The sequence below is a fragment of the Mucilaginibacter flavus genome, from assembly GCF_030409315.1.
In the GTDB taxonomy this organism is placed as follows: Bacteria; Bacteroidota; Bacteroidia; order Sphingobacteriales; family Sphingobacteriaceae; genus Mucilaginibacter; species Mucilaginibacter flavus.
In genome coordinates, this window is sequence record NZ_JAUFPS010000012.1 from 199,539 (window position 1) to 225,537 (window position 25,999).

At 42.7% G+C, this 25,999-nt stretch carries 27 protein-coding genes; 13 read left to right on the top strand and 14 right to left on the bottom strand.

All coding sequences use genetic code 11. The features are described 5' to 3' along the window. Positions 1 to 2: 2 nt before the first annotated feature. Complete coding sequence (gene fdhD, locus QWZ17_RS03530; protein ID WP_290303544.1) at positions 3 to 902, bottom strand: formate dehydrogenase accessory sulfurtransferase FdhD; 900 nt, start codon at positions 900 to 902, stop codon at positions 3 to 5. A 131-nt stretch (positions 903 to 1,033) separates the two neighbouring features. Between fdhD and QWZ17_RS03535 the strand changes: the two genes are divergently transcribed. The 3 genes from QWZ17_RS03535 to QWZ17_RS03545 all read left to right on the top strand — a co-directional run bounded on the left by QWZ17_RS03535 (position 1,034) and on the right by QWZ17_RS03545 (position 2,533). Next, positions 1,034 to 1,276: a MoaD/ThiS family protein gene (locus tag QWZ17_RS03535; RefSeq protein WP_290303545.1), complete on the top strand. Its 243-nt coding sequence runs from the start codon at positions 1,034 to 1,036 to the stop codon at positions 1,274 to 1,276. A 399-nt stretch (positions 1,277 to 1,675) separates the two neighbouring features. After that, positions 1,676 to 2,104, top strand: coding sequence for a GNAT family N-acetyltransferase (locus tag QWZ17_RS03540; protein ID WP_290303546.1), 429 nt, complete (start codon positions 1,676 to 1,678; stop codon positions 2,102 to 2,104). A gap of 6 nt (positions 2,105 to 2,110) precedes the next feature. Next, the gene (locus QWZ17_RS03545) at positions 2,111 to 2,533 is read left to right on the top strand and encodes a molybdenum cofactor biosynthesis protein MoaE (protein WP_290303547.1); all 423 of its coding nucleotides are present in this window, start codon (positions 2,111 to 2,113) and stop codon (positions 2,531 to 2,533) included. Between the two features lie 484 nt (positions 2,534 to 3,017). Here the strand turns inward: QWZ17_RS03545 and QWZ17_RS03550 are convergent, their stop codons facing one another. The 5 genes from QWZ17_RS03550 to moaA form a co-directional block, all read right to left on the bottom strand. Beyond that, entirely contained in the window at positions 3,018 to 4,067 is a 1,050-nt protein-coding gene (locus QWZ17_RS03550; protein WP_290303548.1) for a HesA/MoeB/ThiF family protein, read from the bottom strand. Beyond that, positions 4,054 to 5,247: an NTP transferase domain-containing protein gene (locus tag QWZ17_RS03555; RefSeq protein WP_290303549.1), complete on the bottom strand. Its 1,194-nt coding sequence runs from the start codon at positions 5,245 to 5,247 to the stop codon at positions 4,054 to 4,056. The genes QWZ17_RS03550 and QWZ17_RS03555 overlap by 14 nt, the downstream gene beginning before the upstream one ends. Then, entirely contained in the window at positions 5,228 to 5,698 is a 471-nt protein-coding gene (gene moaC / locus QWZ17_RS03560) for a cyclic pyranopterin monophosphate synthase MoaC (RefSeq protein ID WP_290303550.1), read from the bottom strand. Before moaC ends, QWZ17_RS03555 begins: the two co-directional genes overlap by 20 nt. Before the next feature lie 144 nt (positions 5,699 to 5,842). Then, the gene (locus QWZ17_RS03565) at positions 5,843 to 7,039 is read right to left on the bottom strand and encodes a molybdopterin molybdotransferase MoeA (RefSeq protein ID WP_290303551.1); all 1,197 of its coding nucleotides are present in this window, start codon (positions 7,037 to 7,039) and stop codon (positions 5,843 to 5,845) included. Between the two features lie 323 nt (positions 7,040 to 7,362). Beyond that, positions 7,363 to 8,352 carry a GTP 3',8-cyclase MoaA gene (gene moaA / locus QWZ17_RS03570; protein WP_290303552.1) on the bottom strand — a complete coding sequence of 330 codons (990 nt, stop codon included), beginning with the start codon at positions 8,350 to 8,352 and terminating at the stop codon, positions 7,363 to 7,365. A gap of 185 nt (positions 8,353 to 8,537) precedes the next feature. Between moaA and QWZ17_RS03575 the strand changes: the two genes are divergently transcribed. After that, positions 8,538 to 9,689: an XdhC family protein gene (locus QWZ17_RS03575; RefSeq protein WP_290303553.1), complete on the top strand. Its 1,152-nt coding sequence runs from the start codon at positions 8,538 to 8,540 to the stop codon at positions 9,687 to 9,689. Between the two features lie 19 nt (positions 9,690 to 9,708). Next, positions 9,709 to 10,296 (top strand): nucleotidyltransferase family protein, encoded by a 588-nt coding sequence (locus tag QWZ17_RS03580; RefSeq protein ID WP_290303555.1) that lies wholly within the window; start codon positions 9,709 to 9,711, stop codon positions 10,294 to 10,296. Between the two features lie 76 nt (positions 10,297 to 10,372). On the opposite strand, the gene QWZ17_RS03585 is transcribed toward QWZ17_RS03580, so the two are convergent. From QWZ17_RS03585 to QWZ17_RS03600, 4 genes are all read right to left on the bottom strand, one after another. Next, positions 10,373 to 10,816, bottom strand: coding sequence for a KTSC domain-containing protein (locus QWZ17_RS03585; RefSeq protein ID WP_290303556.1), 444 nt, complete (start codon positions 10,814 to 10,816; stop codon positions 10,373 to 10,375). Between the two features lie 272 nt (positions 10,817 to 11,088). Further along, on the bottom strand, positions 11,089 to 13,005 hold the full coding sequence (locus tag QWZ17_RS03590; RefSeq protein WP_290303557.1) for a T9SS type B sorting domain-containing protein: 1,917 nt from the start codon (positions 13,003 to 13,005) through the stop codon (positions 11,089 to 11,091). A gap of 99 nt (positions 13,006 to 13,104) precedes the next feature. Then, positions 13,105 to 14,283, bottom strand: coding sequence for an aldose epimerase family protein (locus QWZ17_RS03595; RefSeq protein ID WP_290303558.1), 1,179 nt, complete (start codon positions 14,281 to 14,283; stop codon positions 13,105 to 13,107). A 34-nt stretch (positions 14,284 to 14,317) separates the two neighbouring features. Beyond that, a complete protein-coding gene (locus QWZ17_RS03600) occupies positions 14,318 to 15,373 on the bottom strand; it encodes a UDP-glucose--hexose-1-phosphate uridylyltransferase (RefSeq protein WP_290303559.1) in 1,056 nt (351 codons plus the stop codon). Positions 15,374 to 15,590: 217 nt separating this feature from the next. On the opposite strand from QWZ17_RS03600, the gene QWZ17_RS03605 reads away from it, so the two are divergent. Beyond that, positions 15,591 to 16,028, top strand: coding sequence for a hypothetical protein (locus QWZ17_RS03605; RefSeq protein WP_290303560.1), 438 nt, complete (start codon positions 15,591 to 15,593; stop codon positions 16,026 to 16,028). Positions 16,029 to 16,087: 59 nt separating this feature from the next. Here the strand turns inward: QWZ17_RS03605 and QWZ17_RS03610 are convergent, their stop codons facing one another. Then, the gene (locus QWZ17_RS03610) at positions 16,088 to 16,570 is read right to left on the bottom strand and encodes a hypothetical protein (RefSeq protein ID WP_290303561.1); all 483 of its coding nucleotides are present in this window, start codon (positions 16,568 to 16,570) and stop codon (positions 16,088 to 16,090) included. Between the two features lie 155 nt (positions 16,571 to 16,725). On the opposite strand from QWZ17_RS03610, the gene QWZ17_RS03615 reads away from it, so the two are divergent. After that, complete coding sequence (locus QWZ17_RS03615; protein ID WP_290303562.1) at positions 16,726 to 17,445, top strand: RluA family pseudouridine synthase; 720 nt, start codon at positions 16,726 to 16,728, stop codon at positions 17,443 to 17,445. Between the two features lie 38 nt (positions 17,446 to 17,483). Here the strand turns inward: QWZ17_RS03615 and QWZ17_RS03620 are convergent, their stop codons facing one another. Continuing rightward, entirely contained in the window at positions 17,484 to 17,666 is a 183-nt protein-coding gene (locus QWZ17_RS03620; protein ID WP_290303563.1) for a hypothetical protein, read from the bottom strand. A 239-nt stretch (positions 17,667 to 17,905) separates the two neighbouring features. Between QWZ17_RS03620 and QWZ17_RS03625 the strand changes: the two genes are divergently transcribed. Together QWZ17_RS03625 and QWZ17_RS03630 are read left to right on the top strand one after the other, a co-directional pair. Further along, positions 17,906 to 19,372, top strand: a complete 1,467-nt coding sequence (locus tag QWZ17_RS03625; protein ID WP_290303564.1) for a hypothetical protein — start codon at positions 17,906 to 17,908, stop codon at positions 19,370 to 19,372. 302 nt (positions 19,373 to 19,674) lie between these two features. Further along, on the top strand, positions 19,675 to 20,685 hold the full coding sequence (locus QWZ17_RS03630; protein WP_290303565.1) for a glutamine synthetase beta-grasp domain-containing protein: 1,011 nt from the start codon (positions 19,675 to 19,677) through the stop codon (positions 20,683 to 20,685). A gap of 59 nt (positions 20,686 to 20,744) precedes the next feature. Here QWZ17_RS03630 and QWZ17_RS03635 read toward each other — a convergent pair whose 3' ends face one another. Beyond that, complete coding sequence (locus QWZ17_RS03635) at positions 20,745 to 21,161, bottom strand: gamma-glutamylcyclotransferase family protein (RefSeq protein ID WP_290303566.1); 417 nt, start codon at positions 21,159 to 21,161, stop codon at positions 20,745 to 20,747. A 125-nt stretch (positions 21,162 to 21,286) separates the two neighbouring features. On the opposite strand from QWZ17_RS03635, the gene QWZ17_RS03640 reads away from it, so the two are divergent. The 3 genes from QWZ17_RS03640 to QWZ17_RS03650 are packed head-to-tail and all read left to right on the top strand — an operon-like array spanning position 21,287 to position 24,663. Next, on the top strand, positions 21,287 to 22,645 hold the full coding sequence (locus tag QWZ17_RS03640) for a glutamine synthetase family protein (protein WP_290303567.1): 1,359 nt from the start codon (positions 21,287 to 21,289) through the stop codon (positions 22,643 to 22,645). Positions 22,646 to 22,701: 56 nt separating this feature from the next. After that, on the top strand, positions 22,702 to 23,739 hold the full coding sequence (locus QWZ17_RS03645) for a hypothetical protein (protein ID WP_290303568.1): 1,038 nt from the start codon (positions 22,702 to 22,704) through the stop codon (positions 23,737 to 23,739). A 54-nt stretch (positions 23,740 to 23,793) separates the two neighbouring features. Further along, the gene (locus tag QWZ17_RS03650; RefSeq protein ID WP_290303569.1) at positions 23,794 to 24,663 is read left to right on the top strand and encodes a TIGR01459 family HAD-type hydrolase; all 870 of its coding nucleotides are present in this window, start codon (positions 23,794 to 23,796) and stop codon (positions 24,661 to 24,663) included. A 9-nt stretch (positions 24,664 to 24,672) separates the two neighbouring features. On the opposite strand, the gene QWZ17_RS03655 is transcribed toward QWZ17_RS03650, so the two are convergent. Next, complete coding sequence (locus tag QWZ17_RS03655) at positions 24,673 to 25,062, bottom strand: MerC domain-containing protein (RefSeq protein WP_290303570.1); 390 nt, start codon at positions 25,060 to 25,062, stop codon at positions 24,673 to 24,675. Positions 25,063 to 25,324: 262 nt separating this feature from the next. Here QWZ17_RS03655 and QWZ17_RS03660 point away from each other — a divergent pair, with 262 nt between their 5' ends. After that, entirely contained in the window at positions 25,325 to 25,960 is a 636-nt protein-coding gene (locus QWZ17_RS03660; protein ID WP_290303571.1) for a phosphatase PAP2-related protein, read from the top strand. The last annotated feature ends 39 nt before the right edge of the window (positions 25,961 to 25,999 follow it).

The window sequence follows — 25,999 nt, forward strand, 5'->3', positions numbered from 1 at the left end:
TGTTATATATTTTCAACAACAACGGAACTGCCGGTAGTAACAGTTTCATTGCCTGGTATAAATACGCGGTGTGCCGCGGTGTAAATATTAAAACGTTCGTCGCGCAGAAATCCTATCAGCGTAATTTTAAATTCATCTGCCAGTTGCACGGCCAGGCTTGAAGGCGCGCCAACAGCCGCGATGATATTAATGCCTGCCATAGCCGCTTTTTGTACCAGCTCGAAACTTGCCCTACCGCTTAGCAGCAACACGGTTTGGTTTAAGGGCAGCCAATCATAAGCCAGGGCAGCTCCTATCAACTTATCTAACGCGTTATGCCTGCCTACATCCTCACGCAGCAACAGAAGCTCGCCTTGCGTAGTAAATAAGGCAGAGGCATGTAGGCCGCCGGTATCTGTAAAAACACGCTGGTGACGCTGTAAAATGGCCGGGAGCTGATGGAGTACATGAGTAGTTACCATATCATGATCTTCGCCCCCGGCAACAAAACTGCTTACCGTGCGGATGGCGTTGATAGAACCCTTACCGCAAACCCCACAGCTTGATGTGGTATAAAAATTACGTTCGGTATTTTGGAGGTGCGGCATAACGCCGGGATTTAAACTAACCTGTATAGTGTTCTCTTTATCTTCGGCACAGGCAATAAACCGGTGTTGGGTTGATGCTATATCCGCGGCGTTTTTGATGATGCCCTCGGTAAACAAAAAACCTTTAGCCAGTTCGGCATCATGACCTGGTGTGCGCATGGTAACGGAAACATTGCGCACAACCCGCTGCTCTTGAGGCCCATATTCCAGCCTGATCTCTAAGGGTTCCTCAATAGCAAGCACATCAACAGCGAGTGTACTATTTTGGGCGGTTACTTTTACAATGGGCAGGTGCTGTGTGGACTTGGCTGACATATGTAAATATACAATTTAGTGGTATAAAATGTTTAACCCCCTGGTGCCCTAAAGGGGGAGCTTTTGATTAGCATGATGTTATATTTTCACTTTGTTTAACTTTTGTTTCCGTTTTGGCCTAATTTTGATTTATGAAGATCAATGTACTGGCGTTTGGGGTAGCTAAGGAGATATTCGGGAGTTCGGCAGTGAGTTTGGAATTGACAAACGATGCAACCATTTATAATTTAAAGTATGTATTGGAGCAGCAGTATCCGCGCCTAAAACAACTGGCATCATACATGGTGGCCGTAAATAACGAATACGCCCTACCCGGCGATACCATTCATGAACGCGACGAAATAGCGATTATACCACCGGTGAGCGGAGGATGATTTTGGGACTGGCAGACTGTGGGACTTTGAGACTGGTGGATTGTGGGACTTTTTTTAGGTTGAGATGAGTTTGAAAGAAAAAAGCGTTGGGAAAGTGCGATTCCTTCCTTGGGGAAGGCGGGGTAAGGATTTAATTGACCATTCGTGAACATAACGTATAATCGCTTACAGAAACCCATCCCTACAAGGGAAAACAAAAACGAAGTCATTCTGGAACTTGTTTCAGAACCCCATATGCAAAGTATACTTCGTGAAGTAGACCTACCCGATGGGGTGCCGAAACAAGTTCGGCATGACAATTTAAATATAAAACAATGCCTTAATCCTTGCTCCATAAATCCTTAATCCAAGAAAAAGTCCTTATTCCTTAATCCAAAAATCCTTACTCAAAAGAAAAATATGTTTATCAGAAGTTCCGTCGTATCCGATCATCCAGCAATATCAAACCTGCTTGCACAATTGGGCTATCCGGGGTCGGAAAGTTTTTTACCGGCTAATTTGGAGCGAATGCTTGGTCAGGCTAATTCACAAGTTTTGGTTTGCGAGGTGGATGGGCAAGTCGCGGGCTTTATCGCTTTTGATTTTTTAACGCAATTGGTAGTAAAAGGCGACTTTGTACGCATCAGTTGTTTTGCCGTTGATGCATCTGCCAGAAGCAAAGGCGTAGGTAAACTGATGGAAGACCATCTTACCACCCTGGCTAAAGAACGTAATTGCGACAGGATTGAGGTACATTGCCACTCGCGCAGGGTTGATGCACACCGTTTTTATGAGCGGCAGGGCTACCAGGATTCGCCTAAATATTTTTTCAAATCGTTGATAGCATAAGTAAAAATGAGCAATACCCAGATCTTGCTTTCGGCAAATGTTTTAAATATTCAGTCATGCATTGACTGGGTAATGTCGCCCGAAAGTGGCGGTATAGATGTGTTTATTGGCACGGTACGCAATGCCACCAAAGGCAAAAGGGTTTTAAAACTTGATTTTGAGGCTTACGAACCGATGGCCATTAGCGAGATGGAAAAGATAGCCAAGCAGGCATTTGAAAAATGGCCGGTGCAAAAAGTACTAATCCATCACCGAACAGGTGAGTTACAGGTTGGCGAAGTACCTGTGGTGATCGCGGTGTCTGCCGCCCATCGTGATGCCGCGTTTGAGGCCTGCCGATATATCATAGACACCCTGAAACAAACCGTCCCTATCTGGAAAAAAGAGGCCTTTGAGGATGGCGAAGTTTGGGTGGCAGCGCACCCCTGAGATTTCGGATTTGGGAATTTCGATTTCGGATTTAATTCGAGGGTTGAGGGAAAAATCGACCTTTCTTTTGTCATCCTTCAAGCGTTCAGGATGACAACTGCCCGTTGTTGGTGTTGTCACCAACAATTGTTTTCCGGCGCTACCTTCGCCTAAGTATACTATCCCTGACTGCGAGAAATAAACGTCTTTCTGTACAAGGCCATTGGGTAAAATAACAGCAAAGAGCATCACGAACCTACTGTTGGTGACAACACCAACAGCGTGCGAAGTTTGGGTAGCAGCGCACCCCTGAGATTTCGGATTTGGGAATTTCGATTTCGGATTTAATTCAAGGATCGGGTAAAAAATAGACATCTCTTTTGTCATCCTGAGGAACGAAGGATCTTCTTCGCCCTGTAAATCGCCTACTTTTCTAACGAAGAAGATCCTTCACAGCGTTCAAGGATGACAACGGTTTTTTATAATTTGAAAACATCTCTTACATCTAAATATATCCCTTCAACCCGCCCTTCAGCGATAACACATCCGCCTCGGGCATCATTTTCATAATCAGCTTTACGGCTTCGGCACTGCGGATGCCGGTGGCGCAGTACAGTACTTTGGTAGTAGTGCTGGTAAAAAATGGCAGGTAGCTTTCCAGTTCATCCAATGGGATGTGGGTGCCGCCAATATCATAGGCATCACGCTCCTGTTCGGTGCGTACATCAACCAATTCTATATCATTTTTTTGCAGCCTGGCTTTGAGTTCTTCTGCAGTTATGGTTGGGGTGCTTACCGTTTGGGTTAAACGCCTGATGTTTGTTTGGGTTACGCTGCCTATTTTAATAATGCGGCTTTGCATGCTTTGTGCATCAAATATGAGCACTTTGCCGGCCAGCAGTTCGCCGGTTTGGGTAATGTATTTGATTACTTCATTGGCTTGCATACAGCCAATAATACCCGCCAAGGTGGGGATTACGCCGCCTTCGGCACAATTAGGGATTTGTGTAGCATCAACCTTAGGGAAAAGATCCCGGTAATTTGGTGTTCGCTGGTCGTCCTTGCATTTTACGTTCCATACCGCCACCTGGCCTTCAAACTGGTAAATAGCACCGTAAACTAACGGCTTACTGCTTAAAACGCAGGCATCGTTTAGCAGGTACCGGGTTTCAAAATTATCGGTGCCATCAACCACAATATCGTACTGGTTCACAATATCCAGTACGTTTGTTGATGTAATCTTTTCTGTATAGGGTACCAATTTTACGCCCGGATTTTGCGCTTGCAAGCGCATGCAGGCTAAAATGGCTTTCTCCTGCCCTATATCAGCTGGGGTGTATAAAATCTGGCGGTGCAGGTTACTCTCTGATACGGTATCAAAATCGGCAATGCCAATAGTGCCCACCCCTGTAGAGGTTAAATATTGCGCGGACGGGCAGCCCAAACCACCAGCTCCTACTATCAACACCTTTGCCTGTTGTAATAGCTTCTGAGCGCTTGCGCTAAAACCAGGCAAGGCTATCTGGCAGCTGTATCTTAAATCAGGATTGCTCATTAGCAGCTAATTTTTGATGGATAATCCTTTTTACCGTTTCTAATTCTTCGGGTGTGTTTACATTGGTAAGCGCTTCAGGCTGCGGAGCGTTTAGTAGGGTGATATCTGTATTGATCAGCACTTTCCTGGGGCATGAATTGCCCTGCGCCAAAAACGACAACAAGATAGGGTAACTTTTCGGTTCCCAAATGGCTATCAATGGTTCGGGAAAGTCAGTAACCGGACTATAATAAGCCGTTGCTACGGACGAGCTATTGCGCCAGGCCACCAAATTACGCAGCGTGCCCTCATCCATCAAAGGTAAATCGCAGGCTATCACCAGCCAGGCACTATCGGGCTGCTCCCTAAAGGCAGATAATATGGCGCCATACGGGCCAAGCCCGGTAAAAGTATCCGTTAACGATGGATACGGCGCGTTTACATCCTCCACCTGACCAGCCGCGTAAGAAATGTATACGTCCTTACAAAACGGCTTCAGCATATCGGCCATGTAGTAACGCTGTGGTTTACCATGCCAGTTAATGCCGCCCTTATCAAACCCCATGCGTTCGCTTTTACCGCCGGCCAATACCAAAGCGTTTAAAACGGGCTTGGCTTGCTTTAACTGGGCATCAAAAAAGGCGATGATCTTTTCTTTATCGCCCAGTTTATAAACCGGAATCTGCTGCCAGTTGGGGATGGCTTCTTTGATAAAATCGAACAAATCATCACTATTATCGGCCAATAAAAATAGCTCTACATTGGTCAACTGGTCAAGCCGTTTAAGCAATGACGCCCGTTTATTGATATCGATAATTACCACCTGTGCTTTAGCCAGCTGATGATTGCCATTTACCAGTAATAAATCGGTATTTGCAAATTGCTGCTTAAGCTGATACGGCATCAGCGGGTTTTGAAAGTTAAACTGCTGGTAGTTTAACTGATCGGTATAATCCAATATCGCCCCGGTAGCCAACCTGCCCGGCAGCAAGGTAACATCATCGTTATGCGATGTATCTATGTAAGCGCATTTATATTCGGCACCCAGCGCGCCAATAACGTCATCGGCCAATAGTTTGATCACCACGCATGGCCCGCCAACAATAGCCCACTCATTACGGCTGTAATTACCGGTAGATGGCCTGGTCAGCTTGGCGTGTTTGCGGTGTTTTTTTTCGGGATTACCCTCGTTTAAAGTCACGTTTACCTCCTGTTTTTGCTATCAGTTTGGTTTCTTTAATCACAATATCGTGGCTCATGGCCTTGCACATATCATACACGGTAAGCGCGGCGATGGATGCGCCAACCAACGCCTCCATCTCGATACCTGTTTTAGCCGTGATGCTGGCCGTACATTCAATTACAATTTCCTGCTGCTTATTAACCTCCACAGTAATAGCGCAATTTTCCATGCCCAGCGGGTGGCAAAGCGGAATCAGGTCGCCCGTTTTTTTAGCTGCCATTATACCGGCAATAATAGCCGTTTGAAAAACCGGCCCCTTTTTGCTCAGCAACTCGCCATTAACCAAATATTGCAGCACTTCATCGGGCAGCACCACAACACTGCGCGCCGTAGCTGTACGGTGCGTGGCTTGCTTGGCGGCTACATCAACCATAGCGGGGTTGCCTTGTTTATCTATATGGGTTAACATTTTATATTTATGATTACGCTGATTGAGAATGATTTCTTTTTTTGCCTGAACCACAATTAAGCGGGTTATTGGATTAACAGGATTTTCTTTTAAGAAGACGCAAATCAAAATCCAAAAATTCTGATGAATCCAATTAATCCTGGTTCAGACAAATTTCCAAACTCTAAACACCTCTCCTTTTCTAAATTCGTTCCTTTCAAGCGGCAATTCTAAAAAAGCTTCAGTATCTGCTAAGTTAGCAAAATCGCCCGATCCATTTCCTTCTACCGGCGTGGCTATGAGCTGTGCCTGCTGATTGCTTTTTAGTTTTACCTGTAAATAATACTGCAAAGGCGGTAAAAACTCGAAATCCTTATCCAAAACAGCGTATACGGGCAATTGTTGCGGCAAGCCAAGGGTTGCCCTTAACCAGGTTAAAAAATAACGGTGCAGGCACATAAACGTGGCTACCGGGTTACCGGGAAACGCGAATACCAATACCCCATCCTGGTACCGGCCAAACCAAAATGGTTTACCGGGGCGCTGCGCTACCTTGTGAAAAATCTTTTCAACCTGCAAATCCTCCAAAGCCTGGGGAATATAATCAAACTTACCCATGCTGATACCGCCGCTTAGCAACAGTACATCATAATTTTGCAGGCACTGTTTGATTTGTGTTTTAGTTATATCCGGATCGTCAGGAATATGCAGTACATCGGCCGCTAATCCATGCTGTTTTAAAACCGCTTTTACGGTGTAGCTGTTTGATTTACGGATTTGGTAGGGTGATGGCGTTTGATTAACATCTATCAATTCGTCGCCCGATGAAATGATCACCACACGAGGCAGTTTTTTAACCAGCAAATGCGTTTTACCGGTTGATGCCGCCACGCTGATAATAGCCGGCGTAACCGTTTCACCTGCGGCTGCAAGCACATCACCTTGCTTTTTATCAATGCCACGAGGATGAATATTCTGTCCTTTTTTAATATCCTGCACATGAACGCTGGCCAGCCCTGCCCTGATCTCTACATCCTCGTACCGGATAATGGTATCTACAGAAGCGGGCAATACAGCGCCTGTCATAATCTCGATGCATTCAGTCGGCTCGTTGATATCGGTTGGTTCATCACCAGCCGCCTGGATTGCCTTTATTTTAAAGGTATTTACACCGTTTTGGAGCGCGCTATAACTCACCGCTATACCATCCATGGTCACCCGGTTAAATGGCGGCAGGTCACGGTCGGCAAGGATAGGCTCGGCCAATACCTTGCCTAAAGCCTGTTCAAAGGGCAGGGTTTCATCCCCGTAGTCCTTCAATTGCGCCAGGATAAGTTTTTCAGCTTGTTCAACAGTAGTCATTTTATAAGCTTAAAGCCAAAGGCAAAAAGCGGAAAGCTTTGGGCCTGGATGGCGTTTGTTTGTTATTTTACCTTGCATCATTTTGAACGCTGGCTACGACTCACCCCGGCTACGCTTCGCTGGCCGACCCTCTCTCCGGCTAAAGCCGCATAGAGGGTAAACACCACTCCTTTTATTTTTCTTTCGCCCCCTCTATGCGACGCAGTCGGAGAGAGGGGCAGACGGGCGAAGCCTCGTCGGGGGTGAGTCGTCTGCGTCATGCTTTTACCCGTCTCTATAAAAGCCAAAAATCTTTCAGCCTTAACCCTTTCGCTTTTAGCCTCCTACCCCCCAATCGTCGCCATCGATTCATGAATCCCCGGATGCACTACTCTCAACTGCTCAGCTTCCCAGCCATCTTTGGCTCTATTACTAAAAGCGTTTAGCAAGGCTGATTTTATTTTAGTATCGTTAAACCCGCTTCGCATTAAATCTTTTATATTTAGTCCACCATCATCATAAAGGCAGGTTTTTAACTCGCCCTGCGGAGTTATCCGTATCCGGTTACAGGTACCGCAAAACGTACGCGAATAAGCCGCGATAATACCTACCGTACCCTTATGCCCCGGCACCTGGTAATTATAAGCTGTTGAATAAGCCGGATCGGTCAATTTTTCAATCTGCGGGTATTGGGTTTTAATTTCATCCAAAATGCGCACGTAGTCCCATTGCAAGCCGGTATATAAATGCCCGTCGCCGTTAAAAGGCATTTCTTCAATAAAACGCACACTTACGGGCATATCTTTAGTTATTGCCACCAATGGGATAATATCCTGCGTATTTTGCCCGTCCATTACCACCGCGTTTATTTTAACCTCGATATCGTGCTTCAGCAATGCATCCAAAGTAGCCATCACATTGGCAAACTCATCACGACGGGTGATAGCAAAAAAACGGTTGGCATCCAAAGTATCCAGACTAAGATTTACACTACGTACGCCTATTTTTTTCAATTCGGGAACAAAAGGAGCGGTTAAAACGCCATTGGTGGTTAAACTCAACTCCTTTAAACCATCTAATTTGGATATGGCAGTAAGTAACCGCATCAGATCTTTACGTACAAAGGGTTCGCCGCCGGTAATGCGGATTTTTTGTATCCCCATGTTAACCAGTAAAGCGCAGCTGTGCAACATTTCGTCATAACTCATTAATTCCGTACGCGACAGCCAGTTTAAGCCATGCTCGGGCATGCAATAAAAGCAGCGCAGGTTACACCTATCGGTCACCGCGAGGCGAAGGTAGTTTATCGGTCGACCGTGATTATCTATTAGCAATTGGAATAAATTACAGTGTGCATCTTAGTTTAACAAAATTGGAGTTTTTAGCCTTCATTATTGTTAGGCCTAAAGTAAAAATTACAATTTTGTTCATTGTAAGTTAAATGTACTTTTTTGTTGGTTAAAATTGCTGATATTGGTTTATTTAACGGCATTTGCCATCAATACTCCATTATAAACCATTGAAAGAGCTTAAAGATATTGTAAACGCATTTAACAAGGCCGAAAAAAACGGCCTGCAAACCGCCCTGGCAACGGTTGTGCATGTAGAGGGCTCGTCATACCGTCGCGCAGGAGCTCGTATGCTTATTACCGAAAACGGACAGCTTACCGGCGCCATAAGTGGTGGCTGTTTGGAGGGTGATGCCTTGCGCAAGGCCAGGTTGGTAATGGCGCAAAGCAAACCCATGCTGGTTACTTATGATACTACCGACGATGACGATGCCAAATTTGGCGTAGGCCTGGGTTGCAACGGCGTTATCCAGATATTGATAGAACCTATTTTCAGCAACAAGCAGGATAATCCCATCCAGCTTTTTAAACTTTTTTTAAGCAAACGCGAACCGGTGGTGCTCATCACCTTATTCACTGTGAACGATAAGCAGGCCCTGCAGCCCGGCACTTGCTTACTGCTTAACCAGGACAAACAAATTATTGGCGACTTTCCTGATGAGGCCATTAAACCGGCATTGCTTAATGACGCTTATGACGTTTTACAACATGGCAACTCCGTTACCAAAACTTATTTATATGGCGATAGGTTCACCTGTTTTATTGAACTGATACAACCTGCCGTTTCACTTATCATTTTCGGGGCCGGTAATGATGCCATCCCCCTGGTGCAAATGGCATCGGTACTGGGCTGGCAAATTAATATCATTGATGGCCGCTCAAACTATGCTATTCCCGAAAGGTTTCCACTGGCCTTAAATATAATTATCTCAAAACCCCAAAACATACTTGATCATATAGCTATTGATGAACGCACTGTAATTATGCTGATGACACACAACTATAATTACGATAGCTGCGTATTAAAGCAGTTGCTGCCGCTAAAACCCGCTTACATCGGGGTTTTGGGACCCAAAAAACGCCTTGAAAAAATGCTGGATGAGTTTGCCCAAAGCGGCGAAAAAACAAGCCCGGAACTATTAAAAAGCGTGTTTGGACCGGCGGGATTGGATATAGGATCAGAAAATGCCGATGAAATTGCCCTATCGATCATTGCCGAAATGCAGGCTGTGCTCAAAAACAGAACAGGTACCTCATTACGTTACAAAACCACTATTCATCACCGCGTTCAGCAGCAAATTATACAGCAACCTATGCTTTAAACCATAATGAACAAAATGAATGACGGGGATAATTATACTTGCCGCGGGCTCATCAAGCCGCTTCGGATCGCCTAAACAAAACCTGGTTTACCAGGGTAAAACTTTATTACAGCGGGCTATTCAAACCGCCATCACATCTGCCTGCTGCGATTGTGTATTGGTGGTATTGGGAGCCAACGAGGGTGAAATACGGCCCAGCATCTCAGATCAGCAGATACACATTACCTATAACCCGCATTGGAGTGAAGGCATGTCAACCTCTATCAGGCAAGGCATATCAGAAATTCAACGATTGGAACCACTGGTAACATCAGTGATCCTGATGTTGTGCGATCAGCCTTTTGTTGACCCTTTCTTACTGTATCAACTCACCGAACGCAGAGCCGAAAATGACCATGGAATAGTAGCCTGCGAATATAAAAACACTTTAGGGGTACCCGCCTTATTTGGCCAAAGCTATTTTGGGCATTTAAAGGAACTGCAAGGCCAGGAAGGTGCAAAAAAACTTATCGGCCTTTATCCCGATGATGTGGTATCCGTACCCTTTGCCTTAGGAGCAATTGACATAGATACCATTGAAGATTTTGAAAAGCTAAATAACAGATGAGTGGTGAGTTGTGAATGATGAGTAGTTAATTAGGTAATTGAAAACCACTCACTATTCACCACTCACCACTCACTAACTATGCGTTTGCTACTAACTTGCTTGCGCTTCTGTAAACGTATTCGTTATAGATGTGGCGGCGGGCAAATCTTCCCGGCGAATCGGCATTGATTAGCTTTACATAAACGGCTTTAGGCACATCAAAGTACTCATAAGTGTTACCATCTAAAAAGGTAACGGTAAGCACCTGAGATTTGTATTCAAAATCGGCTATGTTTGATAACGTGGTGGTTGCGGTATACGCTTCTAACGTTTGGTTACGGGTTTCGGGGGCAATGCTCACCAGAAAATGGTAGGCCTCAATAATGGTTTTACTCTTTTCTTCGGCCTCTACCCTGCTCTCATCCTGAAACTTATCCGGATGCCAGGTTTTCATCATATTCCTGTAGTTGGTTTTTAATTCCTGTAGTTCGGCAGCTTCGGTAACGTCTAAAAGCTTTCTGTAGTCGACAATTTTTTTCATTCTATTAATTTTTTATTTATTGTCGTTGAAGCCGAAAGCACTAAAAATCAAGCCCTTTGTTTTCAAGAAAATAATGGCGCAAAGGTACGCTTTTTAAGCCACAATTTATAGGGTAGCACAGGAAATGATTTTACTAACAAATGTTGGACAGAACTAAGCCTAAAGCCGTCATCACACACAATGCCCACACAAAAGCTTTTTTTGAATTTTTACTTTTGAATTTTGAATTAAAAGAGCAATTGCTTACGCCTTTATAAATCCACGCACTCGCCTTAATAAATCACTTCTACATACCCCGATCTGATCCGGCTGCCGTCTTTTAAATCAATAACGTAATAATAGGTGGCTGGTGGCAAGCGCTTGTTTTTATAGGTACCATTCCAGGGCTGGGCATAACCAACCGAAGAAAAAAGCTGTTGACCATACCGGTTAAATATCTTTACTGTACAGGTAGCAAATTCATTGAGGTGTTTAATATCCCACACATCGTTAACGCCATCGTGATTGGGGCTGATTGCATTAGGAATGACAACCTCAAGCGGCAATACTTTCACGGTTACAGTAGCCGATGCCGTACAGGTATTTTTTGTTTGTACAAACAAGGTGTACTTAGTGGTAGTCAAAGGATTTGCAACAGGCTTAAGCACGGTGACATCGTCAAGACCATCGGCAGGGCTCCATTGCATAAACTGCACATCGCCGGTAACGGTAGCATTTAGCTGTGTATGGTCACCATAATGAATAACAATATCGTTACCGGCATCAACTTGTGGCAATGGTAAAACAGACGCGGCAATGGCGTTGCTGGTCACTGTAGGCGTAGTTATGCAGGGCGAATTACTGGTCATGAGGCACTTCACCAGGTCGCCATCAGCCAAAGTATTGGTGGTGAACATAGCATCATTTGTGCCTTCGTTTGCGCCGTTAACCTGCCATTGATAAGCGGGGGTATCGCCACCGTTAACCGGCACCGCCGTGAAGGTAGTTGCCGAGCCACTGCACACACTGCCAGCCGACTCGCTAATTGTTACCGAGGGAACCAAGGGTGTAGTCATGCTTATGTTGATGCTACTGCCACAATTGGCCACACCATTGTTGGCCATTATAGAATAGGTTGTGGGCTGCGTAGGGTTAACAGTAATAGAGGAAGTAGTTTCGCCGGTTGACCATTTTAAAGACAGGGGCTTTTTTTCGACCGTGGCCGCCATAATGAATATACGTTGCCCGTTTCCACCATTATCATTAAACACAATACTATCAATACGCGTTGGCACCGGCATTTGAATATGCACATTATCCAAACGGGTTTGCCCGCTGGGCGATTGCCAGGCATTTACAGTAGTGGTGTTGTTGATATTATTGGTATAGCTCGATCTGTTAAAATCGCGGATATCCTCATCGCCAATTAAATCCTGGTGATATACAACAACTCCATTTGCCCAAAAACTGGCTTTTACATATGAAGTAGGTCCGGGCCGGCCATAATAAGTATTTGCCAGGATATTGATACCAACCACCCCGTCCTCGTTTACCGGAATCTGTAGATTTCGCGGGTCATTACCTGTGGCGAAGTAAGCATTCCAGCCGGTGTAAACATCACTCCAGGGGTGTAATATAAATGGGACGCCGTTAAAAGATACATTGCCGGTGGGGCAGTTAAAAATACTGGTTGCAATAGGGTTTTGCGCGATGTTAAAATTAAACTGGTTGGCAAAATCAACCGGTTTATATTTAGCATAGGCTGCACCAGAAACATCGGCCTGCAGCACCACAGTGCTTCCGGGGCAAATAGCCATATCCTGCTGTATAATTTGTGGCGGCGATATAACAGTAATGGTAAGCTTATTACTGTTAACCATCCCTCCCGCACCATTAAGCCCAAAACTTACGCTGCACTCTATTACATCCGCGTTTGATAATGATGTACTTGTAAATGTATTTTGATTGCTACCGGCGTTAACACCATTCACCTGCCATTGATAAACCGGCAACGTACCCGAATTGGTTATAGTGGCGGTAAATTTAACAGGCTGCCCTTTGCATGCGCTTATTGGCAATGAGTTAATAGTTACCAGCGGCTTATTGCCCGCCTGGCTAAAACAGAGTTTTACACATAACAACAGCACCACAACCAGGTAATATTTTACCTGGAACAATTTCCATCGTATTGATAGCGACAAACTGTTCATGCAAACTTTAAAGCCTGGTGCAAGATTTATTTATTTTTACGAGTTACAAAAAAGGTTCTACCTCAATGGCAGAACCTTTTTATAGCTGATAGTTGCCGGTTATTTTACTACCGAAAACTTGTATAATGATTGTGTTTTGTAAGTTTCGCCCGGTTTCAACTCTGTTGATGGGAATGACGGTTGGTTGGGCGAATCCGGGTAATGCTGGGTTTCCATAGCGAAAGAGGTACGGAACTCGTCTTTAATACCACGTTTCATAGCGTTTTTTGCCTGCATAAAGTTGCCGCTGTAAAACTGTAAGCCTGGCTCCTCGGTAAATACTTCCATTTTGATACCGCTTTTATCGCCGATGACGGTAGCAATCGGGGTGCTTAAATCATGTTTGTTTAACACAAAGTTATGATCATAGCCTTTGCCGTCTTTTAACTGTACGTTATCGTCGTTAATTCTTTTGCCAATGGTTTCTGGTTTAGTGAAATCAAATGGCGTGCCCTTTACCGGTTCAATTTTACCTAAAGGAATCAGACCCGCGTCAACCGGGACATAGTTATCAGCATCAACCTGTACCAAGTGATTCAAAATAGTACCACTACCTTCGCCGTTCAGATTAAAAAACGCGTGGTTGGTTAAGTTTACTACGGTATTTTTATCGGTATGTGCTTCGTAAACGCATTTAAACTCGTTGTTATCGGTTAAGCTGTAAGTAACCTTAACTGTTAAGTTACCGGGGAAACCTTCTTCCATATCTTTTGAAAGGTAAGTTAGCTCCAGGGTTGATGAATCAATCAGTTTACCATCCCAAACAACGCTTTGGTAACCGTTTTTACCACCGTGCAACGTATTTGGCGGGTTATTGATAGATGACTGGTAGTCTTTACCATCTAACTTAAAATGTCCTTTAGCAATACGGTTACCATAACGGCCTATGGTAGCGCCATAATAAGGCTCGGTTGAGTTTATAAAGCCATCCACACTCTCGTAGCCTAAAACAACATCGGTAAGCTTACCTGTTTTATCGGGTACCAGCAAACTCACTATACGGCCGCCATAGTTGGTAAATGTGGCAGTAACACCATTTTTATTTTTTAGAGTGTACAGGTGGGTTTGTTTGCCGTCAATTGTTTTTTCAAAAGCCGCGGCCGGCCCCTTGGTGCTATCCGTTTTTGTGCTGTCTGCCATAGTGGTTGTTTTGTTTTGGGTTGATGTTTGATTACAGGCTGCCAAAGATAGGCAGGCGGGCAATATCATCAATGATAGATTTTTAAATAAGTGATTCATAAAATAGATGGTTTATATTGGTTTAAATAATTGCTTAAGCTTTAACCTTATAATGTACCTCGCTTAGGTTTCTAAGCCTATCTGCCGCGTATTCGGCTGTAATATCACGTTGCGGGTTAGCCAGCATTTCGTAGCCTACCATAAACTTTTTCACCGTGGCCGAACGTAACAACGGCGGATAAAAATGCATATGCCAATGCCAGTAAGGCTGATCGCCCATGTTTACCGGCGATTGGTGCATCCCTGCCGAATACGGGAACGATGTTTCAAACATATTATCATAACGTACGGTTAGCCTTTTAATGGCATCGGCCAATGCTGTTTTCTCTTCGTCGGTAAAGTAAACAATACTGGTGATGTGCCTTTTGCTTACAATCATGGCTTCATAAGGCCAAACTGCCCAAAAAGGAACTAAAGCCACAAAATGTTCATTTTCAAATATAATACGTTCCTGGCGTTTAAGTTCAAGGGCAACATAATCTGCAAGCAGGCTGCGGCCTTTTTGCTCAAAATAGGCTTTTTGCTGCTGCGTTTCTTTGGCTACCTCAACCGGGATGCTGTTTTGCGCCCATATTTGCCCGTGCGGATGCGGATTGCTGCAACCCATAATATCGCCCTTGTTTTCAAATATCTGGATATGTTTGATCCAGGGGTAAGAGGCAAGATCTTCAAACTCCGTTTGCCACACATCTACCACTTTCCTTATAGCGGCAGTTTCCATCTGGGGCAAGGTAAGATCATGACGCGGCGAAAAACTGATAACCCTGCAAATACCTTTCTGGCTGTTGGCTACCAACAGTTCATCATCATTTAAACCGCCCTCAGGCGTGTTGAGCAACAATGACGAGTAATCATTAGTAAATACAAAACTCGCTTTGTAGTCGGGATTTTCGCTGCCGTCCGCGCGTTTGTTGGTTGGGCAAAGGTAGCACTGCGGATCGTAGGCCGGGCGTTCATCTGCCTGGGTGGCTTCAACCTTGCCCTGCCACGGGCGTTTTGTACGATGCGGTGATACCAATATCCAATCGCCTGTTAAAATATTTAAACGACTGTGCGGATGCTCTTTAAGATCAAAATTATTAATTTCCATTATGTTATATATCCAGGTTTTTTTGGCTTAAGGCAATTGGTTATTGCCATTGATATTTCAAAAGTAGAAAAATAAATGTAAAGTCTACATTTAAAATAAAAAAGTTAAAAAAATCTTTCACCCCAGTCGCAATTTTTAACGGGTATGTGGAATAGTATCCTGCATGGCATCTTCGTTGAATACAATCATGAAGAAAAACCATATAATTATTTTACCTATGCTAACCTTATTGTCTGTAGCGCATAAAGTTAAAAACCGCGCATTATTAACACCTCAGGAACTTATCATCATTCACCGGTTAAATGACAGTTTGGCTATCACCAACTTTTTAAGCAAAAGGGGGTATATGGTCAAAACACACCACGGTGAAACAAAATCAGGTACCTGGTATTTTCAGCCCAGAAAGGGCGGGCATATTGATTTTATGCTGATAAAAGCAATTTTGCCAAATGGCAGTCCCCAACTTATTTACCAGATGAGTGAGGAAGATAATTACAATGAGTTTAAGAATAATCTCATTTCCGCCGGGTTCAAATTATCAGGGATACAACTCATCGATACAAAATGCTTTTCGGTATTTAAAAAAGATGAAGACAGCTTCCTGGTTTTAAACACAGGTTTGAATGAGCCAGGTTTCGAAATCCTTATTCGTTAAAACAAAAAAAGTGGCAGTTTTTGAGCTGCCACTTTTTTTGTAATCAATTACGGTTACGTTTATTTAGCTGCAACAGCTTTTTTCTTAACCGCGGTAGCGGCTTTAGCAGTTTTAGCAGCTACTGTTTTTTTAGTATCAGCAATAGCGTCTTTTGCTTTGGCGGTAATCTTTTTAGCTTCCGCATCGGCTTTAGTCTTAACATCGGCAGCCGATTTTTTCGCTACGGCGGTTTCATCCTTGGCTTTGGCAGTAATTGTTTTGGCTTTTTCGGCGGCTTTGGTCTTTACCTCGGTGGCTTTTGCCTTTGCTTTATCAGCTGCGGCATCGGCCTTTTTAGTAACAGCGGCTTTGGCTGTAACAGCTTTTTTAGCTACAGTTTCTTTCTTAGCGGTAACTTTTTCTTTAATATCTTCAATTTTTTCTCCGGCAGCTTCTTTTACATCTTCGGCAGTCTCCTTGGTGCTATCCCAAAGTCCTTCTATAGTTTCTTTAACCTTTTCAAAAAAGCCCTTTTCTTCTGGTTTGGTTGCGTTAGTGCTCATGATATTTTATTTAATAGGTAAATGTTTTATTTTGTATGATAACCCATGTATTTAAACTTTGTTTTACAGTAGGTTAACAAATGCGCCCTTAATAAGCTGATACATTATTAACTGTTTAAATTATAAACCGTATTTTTGCCGGCTATACACAAAATATGAAGTTTCCGAAATTTGCCGACCTGATATTGTTTGAGAATGATGATGTGATTGTAGTAAACAAGCCACCGTTTTTAAGCTCGCTTGATGAGCGCGAAGGCGGCGAGGTAAACTTATTACGCCTGGCAAAAGGATATTGGGATGATGCCCAGATATGCCACCGTTTGGATAAGGAGACTTCGGGCGCGTTAATTATCGCCAAAAACCCCGAGGCCTACCGTTCGGTTTCTATGCAATTTGAGAAACGTAAGGTAAAAAAGGTGTACCATGCTGTAATAGATGGCACCCATACTTTTGATGGCTTACTGGTTGATTTACCCATACTAAATGTAGGCAAAGGCAACGTAACCATTAGCAGGCAGGACGGTAAACGCGCCGAAACCTGGTTTCAATCGTTAAAATATTTTAAGCATTATACATTGGTAGAGTGCAGGCCGGTAACCGGCCGTATGCACCAGATCAGGATACACCTGGCAACCCAACGCGCATCTATCGCCGGCGACGATATGTACAAAGGCGAACCTGTTTTTTTATCGAAAATAAAAAGGAAATACCATTTAGGTAAAGATCAGGAAGAACTTCCGATCATGAAAAGATTTGCATTGCATGCTTATGAGGTTACTTTTAAAATAAATCCCGAAACGGAAATAACCATCCATGCGCCTTACCCTAAGGACTTTGAAACGCTTTTAAAACTCCTTGAGAAATTTGATAGTTAAATAACCATCAAATTCTCAAGAAATTTTAAGGGGTCATACTATTTGTCTGTAATAGTGTCTCTTCTCAATGTAACCCTTGACCTATCAGTAATGGTATCCTTTTTTAAGGATGCAACACCATTAATGGTAGCCTTAGCAGCAGGTTTTACGCCGCTTTCTTTGGTACATGAAGAGTAACCGATGGCAACAACTGCCAGTAATAAAAGTGTAATCTTTTTCATAATAAAATTTAAGTTTACAAAGATAACTATTTTGAAATATTCCTTATAGGAATATTTCATTACACCCCTTTAACGGAATCGTATCTTTTTTGTTACGAAACTTTTAACATTATTTATCATTATTTTAATATCGGCGTTAATATTTAAATTGAAAATATGTGGCGGTTATTTGATTAATTTCCTACTCCTATTTGGTTTATTCGTTAACAAATGTAATTTTATGATAAATTGCCTGCACGTTGAAAATACTGCGACTTACCCCTATCTTATTGTTTATTTGCTTATTTAAAGCAACTTACGCCCAGGCCCATGTAACCACGGATAGCCTTACTAATTACGTTTTGCTCCAGGATCAGGAAAAACGCGAAACAAAGGTGATTAAGTACATCAAAACTTTTTTTCAAAGTGCCCCCCTTCCGCAACTGGAAGCCAAGAAAGCTGCCATTGCCGATACCTTTACAAAATATAATTTAGAGCATAAAGAATCTATTATATACTTTATGGAGAGTATTTTTCAGCGAAGGCTCTCTAAACTACCAGAATCACAAAACGCGTTGGTAAAGGCAATTGATGAAGCGCATAAAGACAACGATCATCTTTTGCTTTTTGATTACTTTACACACCTTGCCTTTGTTCAAACCGATGAGGGCAACTCTATAGGCGCGGTATCAAGTTATGGGTGGGCAAAAAAAGAAGTTGAAAAATTGAACAACCCTTACTTAGAGGCTTTGTTAAATGTTAACATATCTGATATTTATTATAAAAGCGGCCTGTACAGTCAATCGTTATCTTACCTTGACCAGGCGCAGCGACTTATTGATGATAACAAAATAGTAAGGCTAAATATACTAAGCTTAATTACCTATAATAAAGCAGAGAATTACTTCCGAACAAAAAACTATGATTCGCTAAAGTTATGCCATGAAAAGTTATTGGGACCTAAAAACCAAAGTTACAAGCTACACACCTATCAAAAACGCACGGGTTATTATTTAAGCCTGTTAAAACACGACTATAAAGGTGCCATAGATGAAATTAACGCCCTGTTTAAGGATAAGCAATATGTTAAAAGCGAACTTGAAGAACAATTACTTGCCCGCGCATATCTTAGCGACGGAGAGGTAGACTCGGCCAAAGTTTGGGTAGACAGGCAACTTGACCAGCAATCAAAAGTAAATCACCCCGAAATAAAATACCAGCTGTACGAAATGCTTGCCCAAATTGCCGAACATAAAAACGACGATAAGCTGGCAACCAACAATTACAAGATGGCTTTAGGGGAGTTAAAGCAAAATATTGCCAACCTATCGCAGGTGGGCGATAAATCATCGCAGATAAAAATAAATGAGGTGCAAAACCTTTATTACGTAAACTTGCTAAAATACCAGCGCGAGCGTTTATGGATGCTGTTTGCTATAGCGCTTGCTGTTATAGCTGTTATTATTGTAGCTATTTTTTATCGTAGCAGCAGGCAAAAAAGACATTATGAACAGCTGTTGTTTGCTGCCAAAAAACAAGAGCTGGCTACCATTAACTCGCACGAAGTACGCAACCACTTATCAAACATCCTGGGTCTGCTTGACCTTTCAAAGGATGTTGAAACCAAAGAAGAGTTACTCAAAATACAACGTTTTTTACAGCATTCGGCCGAGGAGTTAGATAAAAACCTTAAGAACGTATCTGAAAAGTTAAGCGAAAAAGATTAAGGCTTTCAAACCCAAATAATACTAAATTCGGGCTTATTTCCATACATAAAAGTCAGTATTTTGCATTTTTAGCAAAAACAAAGGCTCAACAACGCCTAAAAATATCATTTTACTAAATACACTGTTTATTCTGTTAATTATTACGCATTTGCCGCTAAAAGAAGCTGTTTGTTGAAAAAAATTATAAAAAAAACGCAAAATCATAGTGATTTTTGTAAAATTAATTTAAATTCGCCTTATTAATTGGCGAGATTAATACAAAAACTATCATTTGAACCCCAACTTTAGTAATTAATTAAAAAATGGCAACTAAACTCGAGTACATTTGGCTTGATGGCTACAAACCAACACAAAGCCTACGTAGCAAAACAAAAATTGTAAAAGAATTCAGCGGTAAAGTAGAAGATCTGGATAACTGGAGCTTTGACGGATCGTCAACTGAACAAGCACCAGGTGGTTCATCTGATTGTATTTTAAAACCAGTTTTTACATGCCCTGATCCACAGAGAAAAAGCGCTTACCTGGTAATGTGCGAAGTTTTAGATTCAAAAGGTCAGCCTCACGAATCAAATGGTCGTGCCCTTATCCAGGATGATGATAATGATTTTTGGTTTGGTTTTGAGCAGGAGTACTTTTTATGGGACCCTAAAACCAACAAACCACTTGGTTTCCCGGCTGGTGGCTACCCTGCCCCACAAGGCCCATACTATTGCTCTGTAGGCGCAAACAATGCTTACGGCCGCGAAATTGTTGAAGAGCACTTAGACGTATGTTTAGAAGCAGGCTTAAACGTTGAAGGCATCAACGCCGAAGTAGCAGCAGGTCAGTGGGAATTCCAGATCTTCGCTAAAGGCGCTAAAGAAGCTGGTGACCAAATCTGGGTTGCACGTTATTTATTAGAAAGAATTGGCGAAAGCTATGGCGTATCAATCAACTGGCATTGTAAACCGCTTGGTCAATTAGACTGGAATGGTTCTGGTATGCACGCTAACTTCTCAAACACTTTATTACGTACTGCAAACAGCGAAGAGAAATTTAAAGCAGTTTGCGAGGCTTTCCGTCCTGCAGTTGCTGAGTGTATCGCTGTATACGGTGCTGATAACGATCAACGCTTAACCGGTAAACACGAAACAGCTTCAATCCATGATTTTAGCTACGGTGTATCAGATCGTGGTGCTTCTATCCGCATCCCTCTTTACGCTGTTGATCATAACTGGAGTGGTTACTTAGAAGATCGTCGCCCTAACTCAGCTGCCGATCCATACAAAGTTGCCGCGGTTATCATCAAAACTGTTAAAACTGCTAAAGTTTAATCCCCCGCATATAACTACTACTTTCCCCTGGTTTGCAAAAATCAGGGGATTTTTTTGTGTTAAATTTTCCCGGCTGTATATGCCAGGTATTTGCCGCCTGGCACTTCAACAAAGTCGTTAAGCGGCCAGTTATATATATACATCCAGCAGCGGATACTTCCGTTATCGGTTTCTATACCTACCATACTTCTGAGGTATTCGTGTGGCTGCGGTTCATCCGGGCCTAAGCCCTCATATTCATCAATAAACCCCAGTATACTTTCGGCATCGTCCATAAGGTAAATATTGCCATAGATGTATTGATTAGCATTGATATCAATTACAGCACCGGGGTATTCGCCAATATCATAAAGCCGGCCTTTAATTTTTCCCTCACCTATCAGCTTACAGTGCTTTTGCAAATAAGCCGCGTAATTATTGCCGTTAATAAGCAAAGTTCCGTAAACAAATATATAAGAGCAGGTTACTTTCATCATTAAAATTGCTTTAAACAAAGGTAGGGTCAAATTCGTATTAACACTTGTAAACTCAATGGGCATTTTTTTATGTTTACATCATTAATGGGTATCTTGCTAAACTGACCCCGCCTTATAATTACACCATGAACTACGAACAGATCAAAGCTTATATTGAAGAAAATAACATCCAGAAAATAAAGTTTGCCTTTGCCGATATCGACGGCGTACTGCGCGGCAAGGTTATCCACATTAAAAAATTTCTGGAAGGATTAAAAAGCGGTTACGGCTTTTGCGATGTTGTTTTTGGCTGGGATAGCAGCGATAATTGTTATGATAACGTTAAGCTAACCGGTTGGCATACCGGCTACCCCGATAAGCTTTGCCGTGTTGATTTAAATACTTTACGCCACATCCCCTGGCAGGATAATATCCCCTTCTTTTTAGCCGATTACAGCGATCCAAACGGTACGGCCCTGCCCGCCTGCCCGCGCAGCCTGTTAAAAAAGATAGTTAAAGAGTGCGAAGATTTAGGTTACCATGCCGAGTTTGCCCAGGAGTTTGAATGGTTCAATTTTAAGGAAACGCCGCAAAGCATCAACGATAAAGATTTTACCAATATTAATACCCTTACGCCAGGCATGTTTGGCTACTCCATACTGCGCACATCACAAAACAGCGATTTTTATTACGATTTATTTAACCTGCTTACGCAGTTTAATATCCCGATAGAAGGATTGCATACCGAGACAGGACCGGGTGTGTATGAAGCCGCCATTGCGCACGATGAAGTTTTGGCTGCCGCCGATAAAGCGGTATTATTTAAAACCGCTGTTAAGGAGATAGCCTATAAGCATGGCATTATGGCCTCTTTTATGGCCAAATGGAACGAGACATTGCCAGGCTGTAGTGGGCACATTCATCAAAGCTTATGGAGCAAGGATAAAACAGATAACCTGTTTTACAACGCCGATGATGTTAATAAAATGAGCGATTTGCATAAACATTACCTGGCCGGCCAGCTGTATTGTATGCCACATTTATTGCCAATGTACGCGCCAACCATTAATAGTTACAAACGCCTTGTTGAAGGCGCATGGGCACCCACAACTATCACATGGGGCATGGATAACCGCACAACCGCTTTGCGCGTTATTAATACCACTCCTGGCTATACCCGCCTGGAAACCCGCATTCCCGGCTCAGATACCAACCCTTATCTGGCTATGGCGGCAGCACTGGCCAGCGGTTTATACGGCATAAAAAACAAACTCCCCTTAAACATAGCCCCCACCGTTGGCAACGGTTACCAGGATAAAAAGAACGGCGTACTGGCCAAAAACTTGTTTGACGCGGCAACCGAAATGCAAAATTCGCCTATAGCCAAAGCTCTTTTTGGCGAAGGATTTGTTGAGCACTTTACCCAAACGCGCCTTTGGGAACATCGCCAATACGCCAAACATGTTACCGACTGGGAATTGAAAAGGTATTTTGAGATTATATAGTTTTGCTTAATATTGCGCACATTTGCACCCGCAAATTTTATAAACCAAATTTTGAAATGGACTTTTCTTTAATTGTTAAAAAAGCATGGGAAGGTTATGACGCGTCTAAAACAATTAAACTTATTGAGGACATCAGCGCCATGGTATCAACCAACCATGTATATAGGATCACTTTTGATGACGATGATATCATTATAGCCAAACTTTCGTACTTCGGTAAATTTGAGCATTTTAAGGAAGATCACCGTATTATCCAAACCTTAGCCAATAACCTGCTTTATCCTTTTGAAAACCTGTTGGCTCGCTCGTTACTTAAAAACAACCGTGTTTACATATATCATTACAAGCATGGTAAAACCGATGCATGGGTTGTTTTTTATAATCCTACACGTATCTTAAACCGTTTGCCACGCAGGTTGGATGATAACCATATCAAAAAACTTGGGCAACAGGTTGGTAAATTTCATAAGGCTTGTTCCAGGGTAAAAAATGTACTGCCCAAATCATCAAAAACGCTTCGTACAGATATATCGTCTTTATTGCACCAGTTGGATACCAACGAAAAACAGTTTGGGACCGCCATGCAGGCCGATTTTTTGAAGTATCACTGCGATACGTTTATGAAAAACCGGTCGAAATATAATATGAGCTCATTTGAGATCATCCCGGTGTTTATAGATTGGAATATTGGCAATTTTTCGGTTACACCAAACCTTGAGTTGTATTCCCGCTGGGATTATGACTGGTTCAGGATGAGCTATCGCGTGCTTGATTTTTACTTTTTTAGCCGTGTAGTATCTGATGTTGGTGATCGTACCGTTTTTAGCTACGTGATTAACACCATGATGGAAGACAGGTTTATCCTTTTCCTGAAAGAGTACCACAAAGTAAACCCGCTTACTGCCGATGAGATCAGGTTTATGAAAGAAGCTTACCGCTTTTTTATCCTGAATTATGTAATTAAGGATGGCAAGCACTTTTTTAGCGAACAATACGCCGAAAAGCTACAGGCCGAAGCCTTTAATGTTTACCTGCCATCTGTCGACCGCGACTTTGATGCCGAAAAAATCATTGAAGCACTTAAATTAAAATAAACATTGGCTTAATATTTTCAGCATATTGCGGCTTGAACAGCATAATCCATTACTATGAACAAAATAGACAACTTTAAATCCATTATTGACCGGTATAAAGTTGTTTTTTTTGATGCCTTCGGGGTGTTAAAGAACTATAAGGGCCTGTTGCCGGGTATTGAAAACACTTTTGCTTACCTTGATCAGCAAAAGAAGGATTATTATATTGTTACCAACGATGCATCCCGTAGTCCGGCGCAGCTGGCAGAGTCTTATAATATCAAGGGGTTGCAGGCCATTACGCCAGATCATATCATATCCTCGGGCATGCTCACTAAAGAGTACCTTGATCTAAAGGTAAACGATGGGATCGTAGCCTATTTGGGCACGCCGGATTCTGCACATTATATTGATAGTTCGGGCCTGCATACCTTGCCGGTGAGCCAGATAGACGCCAGCAATATTGATAAAGTTAACGCGCTGATATTTTTGGATGACGAGGGTTTTGATTGGTTTGAGGATCTTAATAAAGCGGTAAACATTCTTCGCAAACGTACCATTCCAGCCATAGTTGCCAATACGGATCACGCCTACCCGCTAAGCAAAAATGACGTGTCAATTGCCGTAGGCGGTTTGGCCAGTATGATAGAAAAAATTGTTGGCAAAGAATTTATCCGCTTTGGCAAGCCCGATTCGCAGATGTTTATGTTTGCTTATGATTTGCTGCGCGAGCAGGGCCCCATCAGCAAAAAAGATATTGTGATGGTGGGCGATACGCTGCAAACCGATATACTGGGTGGTAATAAATTTGGCCTGGATACTGTGCTGGTACTATCGGGCAATACCCAGGCAGTTGATGCCGAAAACAGGATTCATGCTACCGGAATTGTACCTACCTACATTTGCGATTCGGCAGTGATTGAGCACGGCGAGCTTGGATTTTAGCACCCTCATTTAACTTTCATGGCTGCATGCGCCAACATAGCGTTGATTTACAACGTGCGCTATGGCTATTAGCAGCCCTCCTAAGGGTACAACATAACGCTCTGTACCGGTATTTAAAAACAAATGCCCAAGTACAATCACTCCAAAACCGGCTATCAATAATATTAAAGGCAGCAAACTCCGATGCACCTTAACATAGCTTCCTCCAATTGAATAAACGCCTATCATTAGCGCGAAAAGAATCATCCCCCACTCTATCCACGGTGTTGCCAAAAAGCCCATCCCCAGCAACGGTAAGCTTGTAATAAATACCGGCACTACCGCGCAATGTATAGCGCATATGGTGGACGCGGTAACGCCAATCTTATCCAACCGGGACGATGTTTTATGAAGATGCATGCCGCAAAGATAATTCAATTGCAACTAAATTGCATTTATATATTGTAAGTTTTTTGTTGATTGGTTGGTTAGGTACTTTGTTTTATTAATTCGAAAATAAATTCTCAAAACAAAAAAATTGATTCACAGAAACTTAATCCAACTCAATCAACCCAATCAACTCACTCCAACCCAACCAAAAAAATATCCTTAACAATCACGTAACATATTATTAATCTAAGCGTCAATAATTAACTTTGCGAATTATTACCCTGATTTATTTGTGACCCAAATTACACTCTATAGAATAAAACTGAACTGGGAGGCCGCCTTTAAAACCAGCCTTAAACGTGTTCAACTCATTATAGCCACCATGTTAATTGTGGCCATCATTAACATTATGCCATCGTTTTTCAAAACGATAGAGCAGCGCCATGGCGTTGTGTTGCATGATAGGGTATTGGCCCATTTGCCGGCTTATGATGTATCTGTGCCCATTTTTGCCATTATATGGGGCGTAGGCATCCTCATGCTGATCAGGGCGCTGTACAAGCCGGAATTGGCTATGGGCTATGTATGGACGCTTATATTTGTATGTATTGCCCGTTTTATCACCCTGACATTTGTAAAACTCGATCCGCCGGTTGGTCTTATTCCATTGGTTGATCCGCTCACCAGTTACTTTTACGGGCATGCGGCTATCACTAAAGATCTTTTCTTTTCGGGCCATACCTCTACCCTTATGATCGTTTATTTCAACTTGGAACGTAAAAATGATAAACGCATCGTACTTGCATTAACACTGCTGGTAATGTTTATGCTGCTCATACAGCACATTCATTATACTATGGATGTATTAGCGGCCCCCGTGATTGTTTATGGCTGTTACCGCTTTGCGCGGGCGTTGGGACTGAGGTAAAAGTATTATGTAGAAACAGCTACTTATAATTTAAGTTGA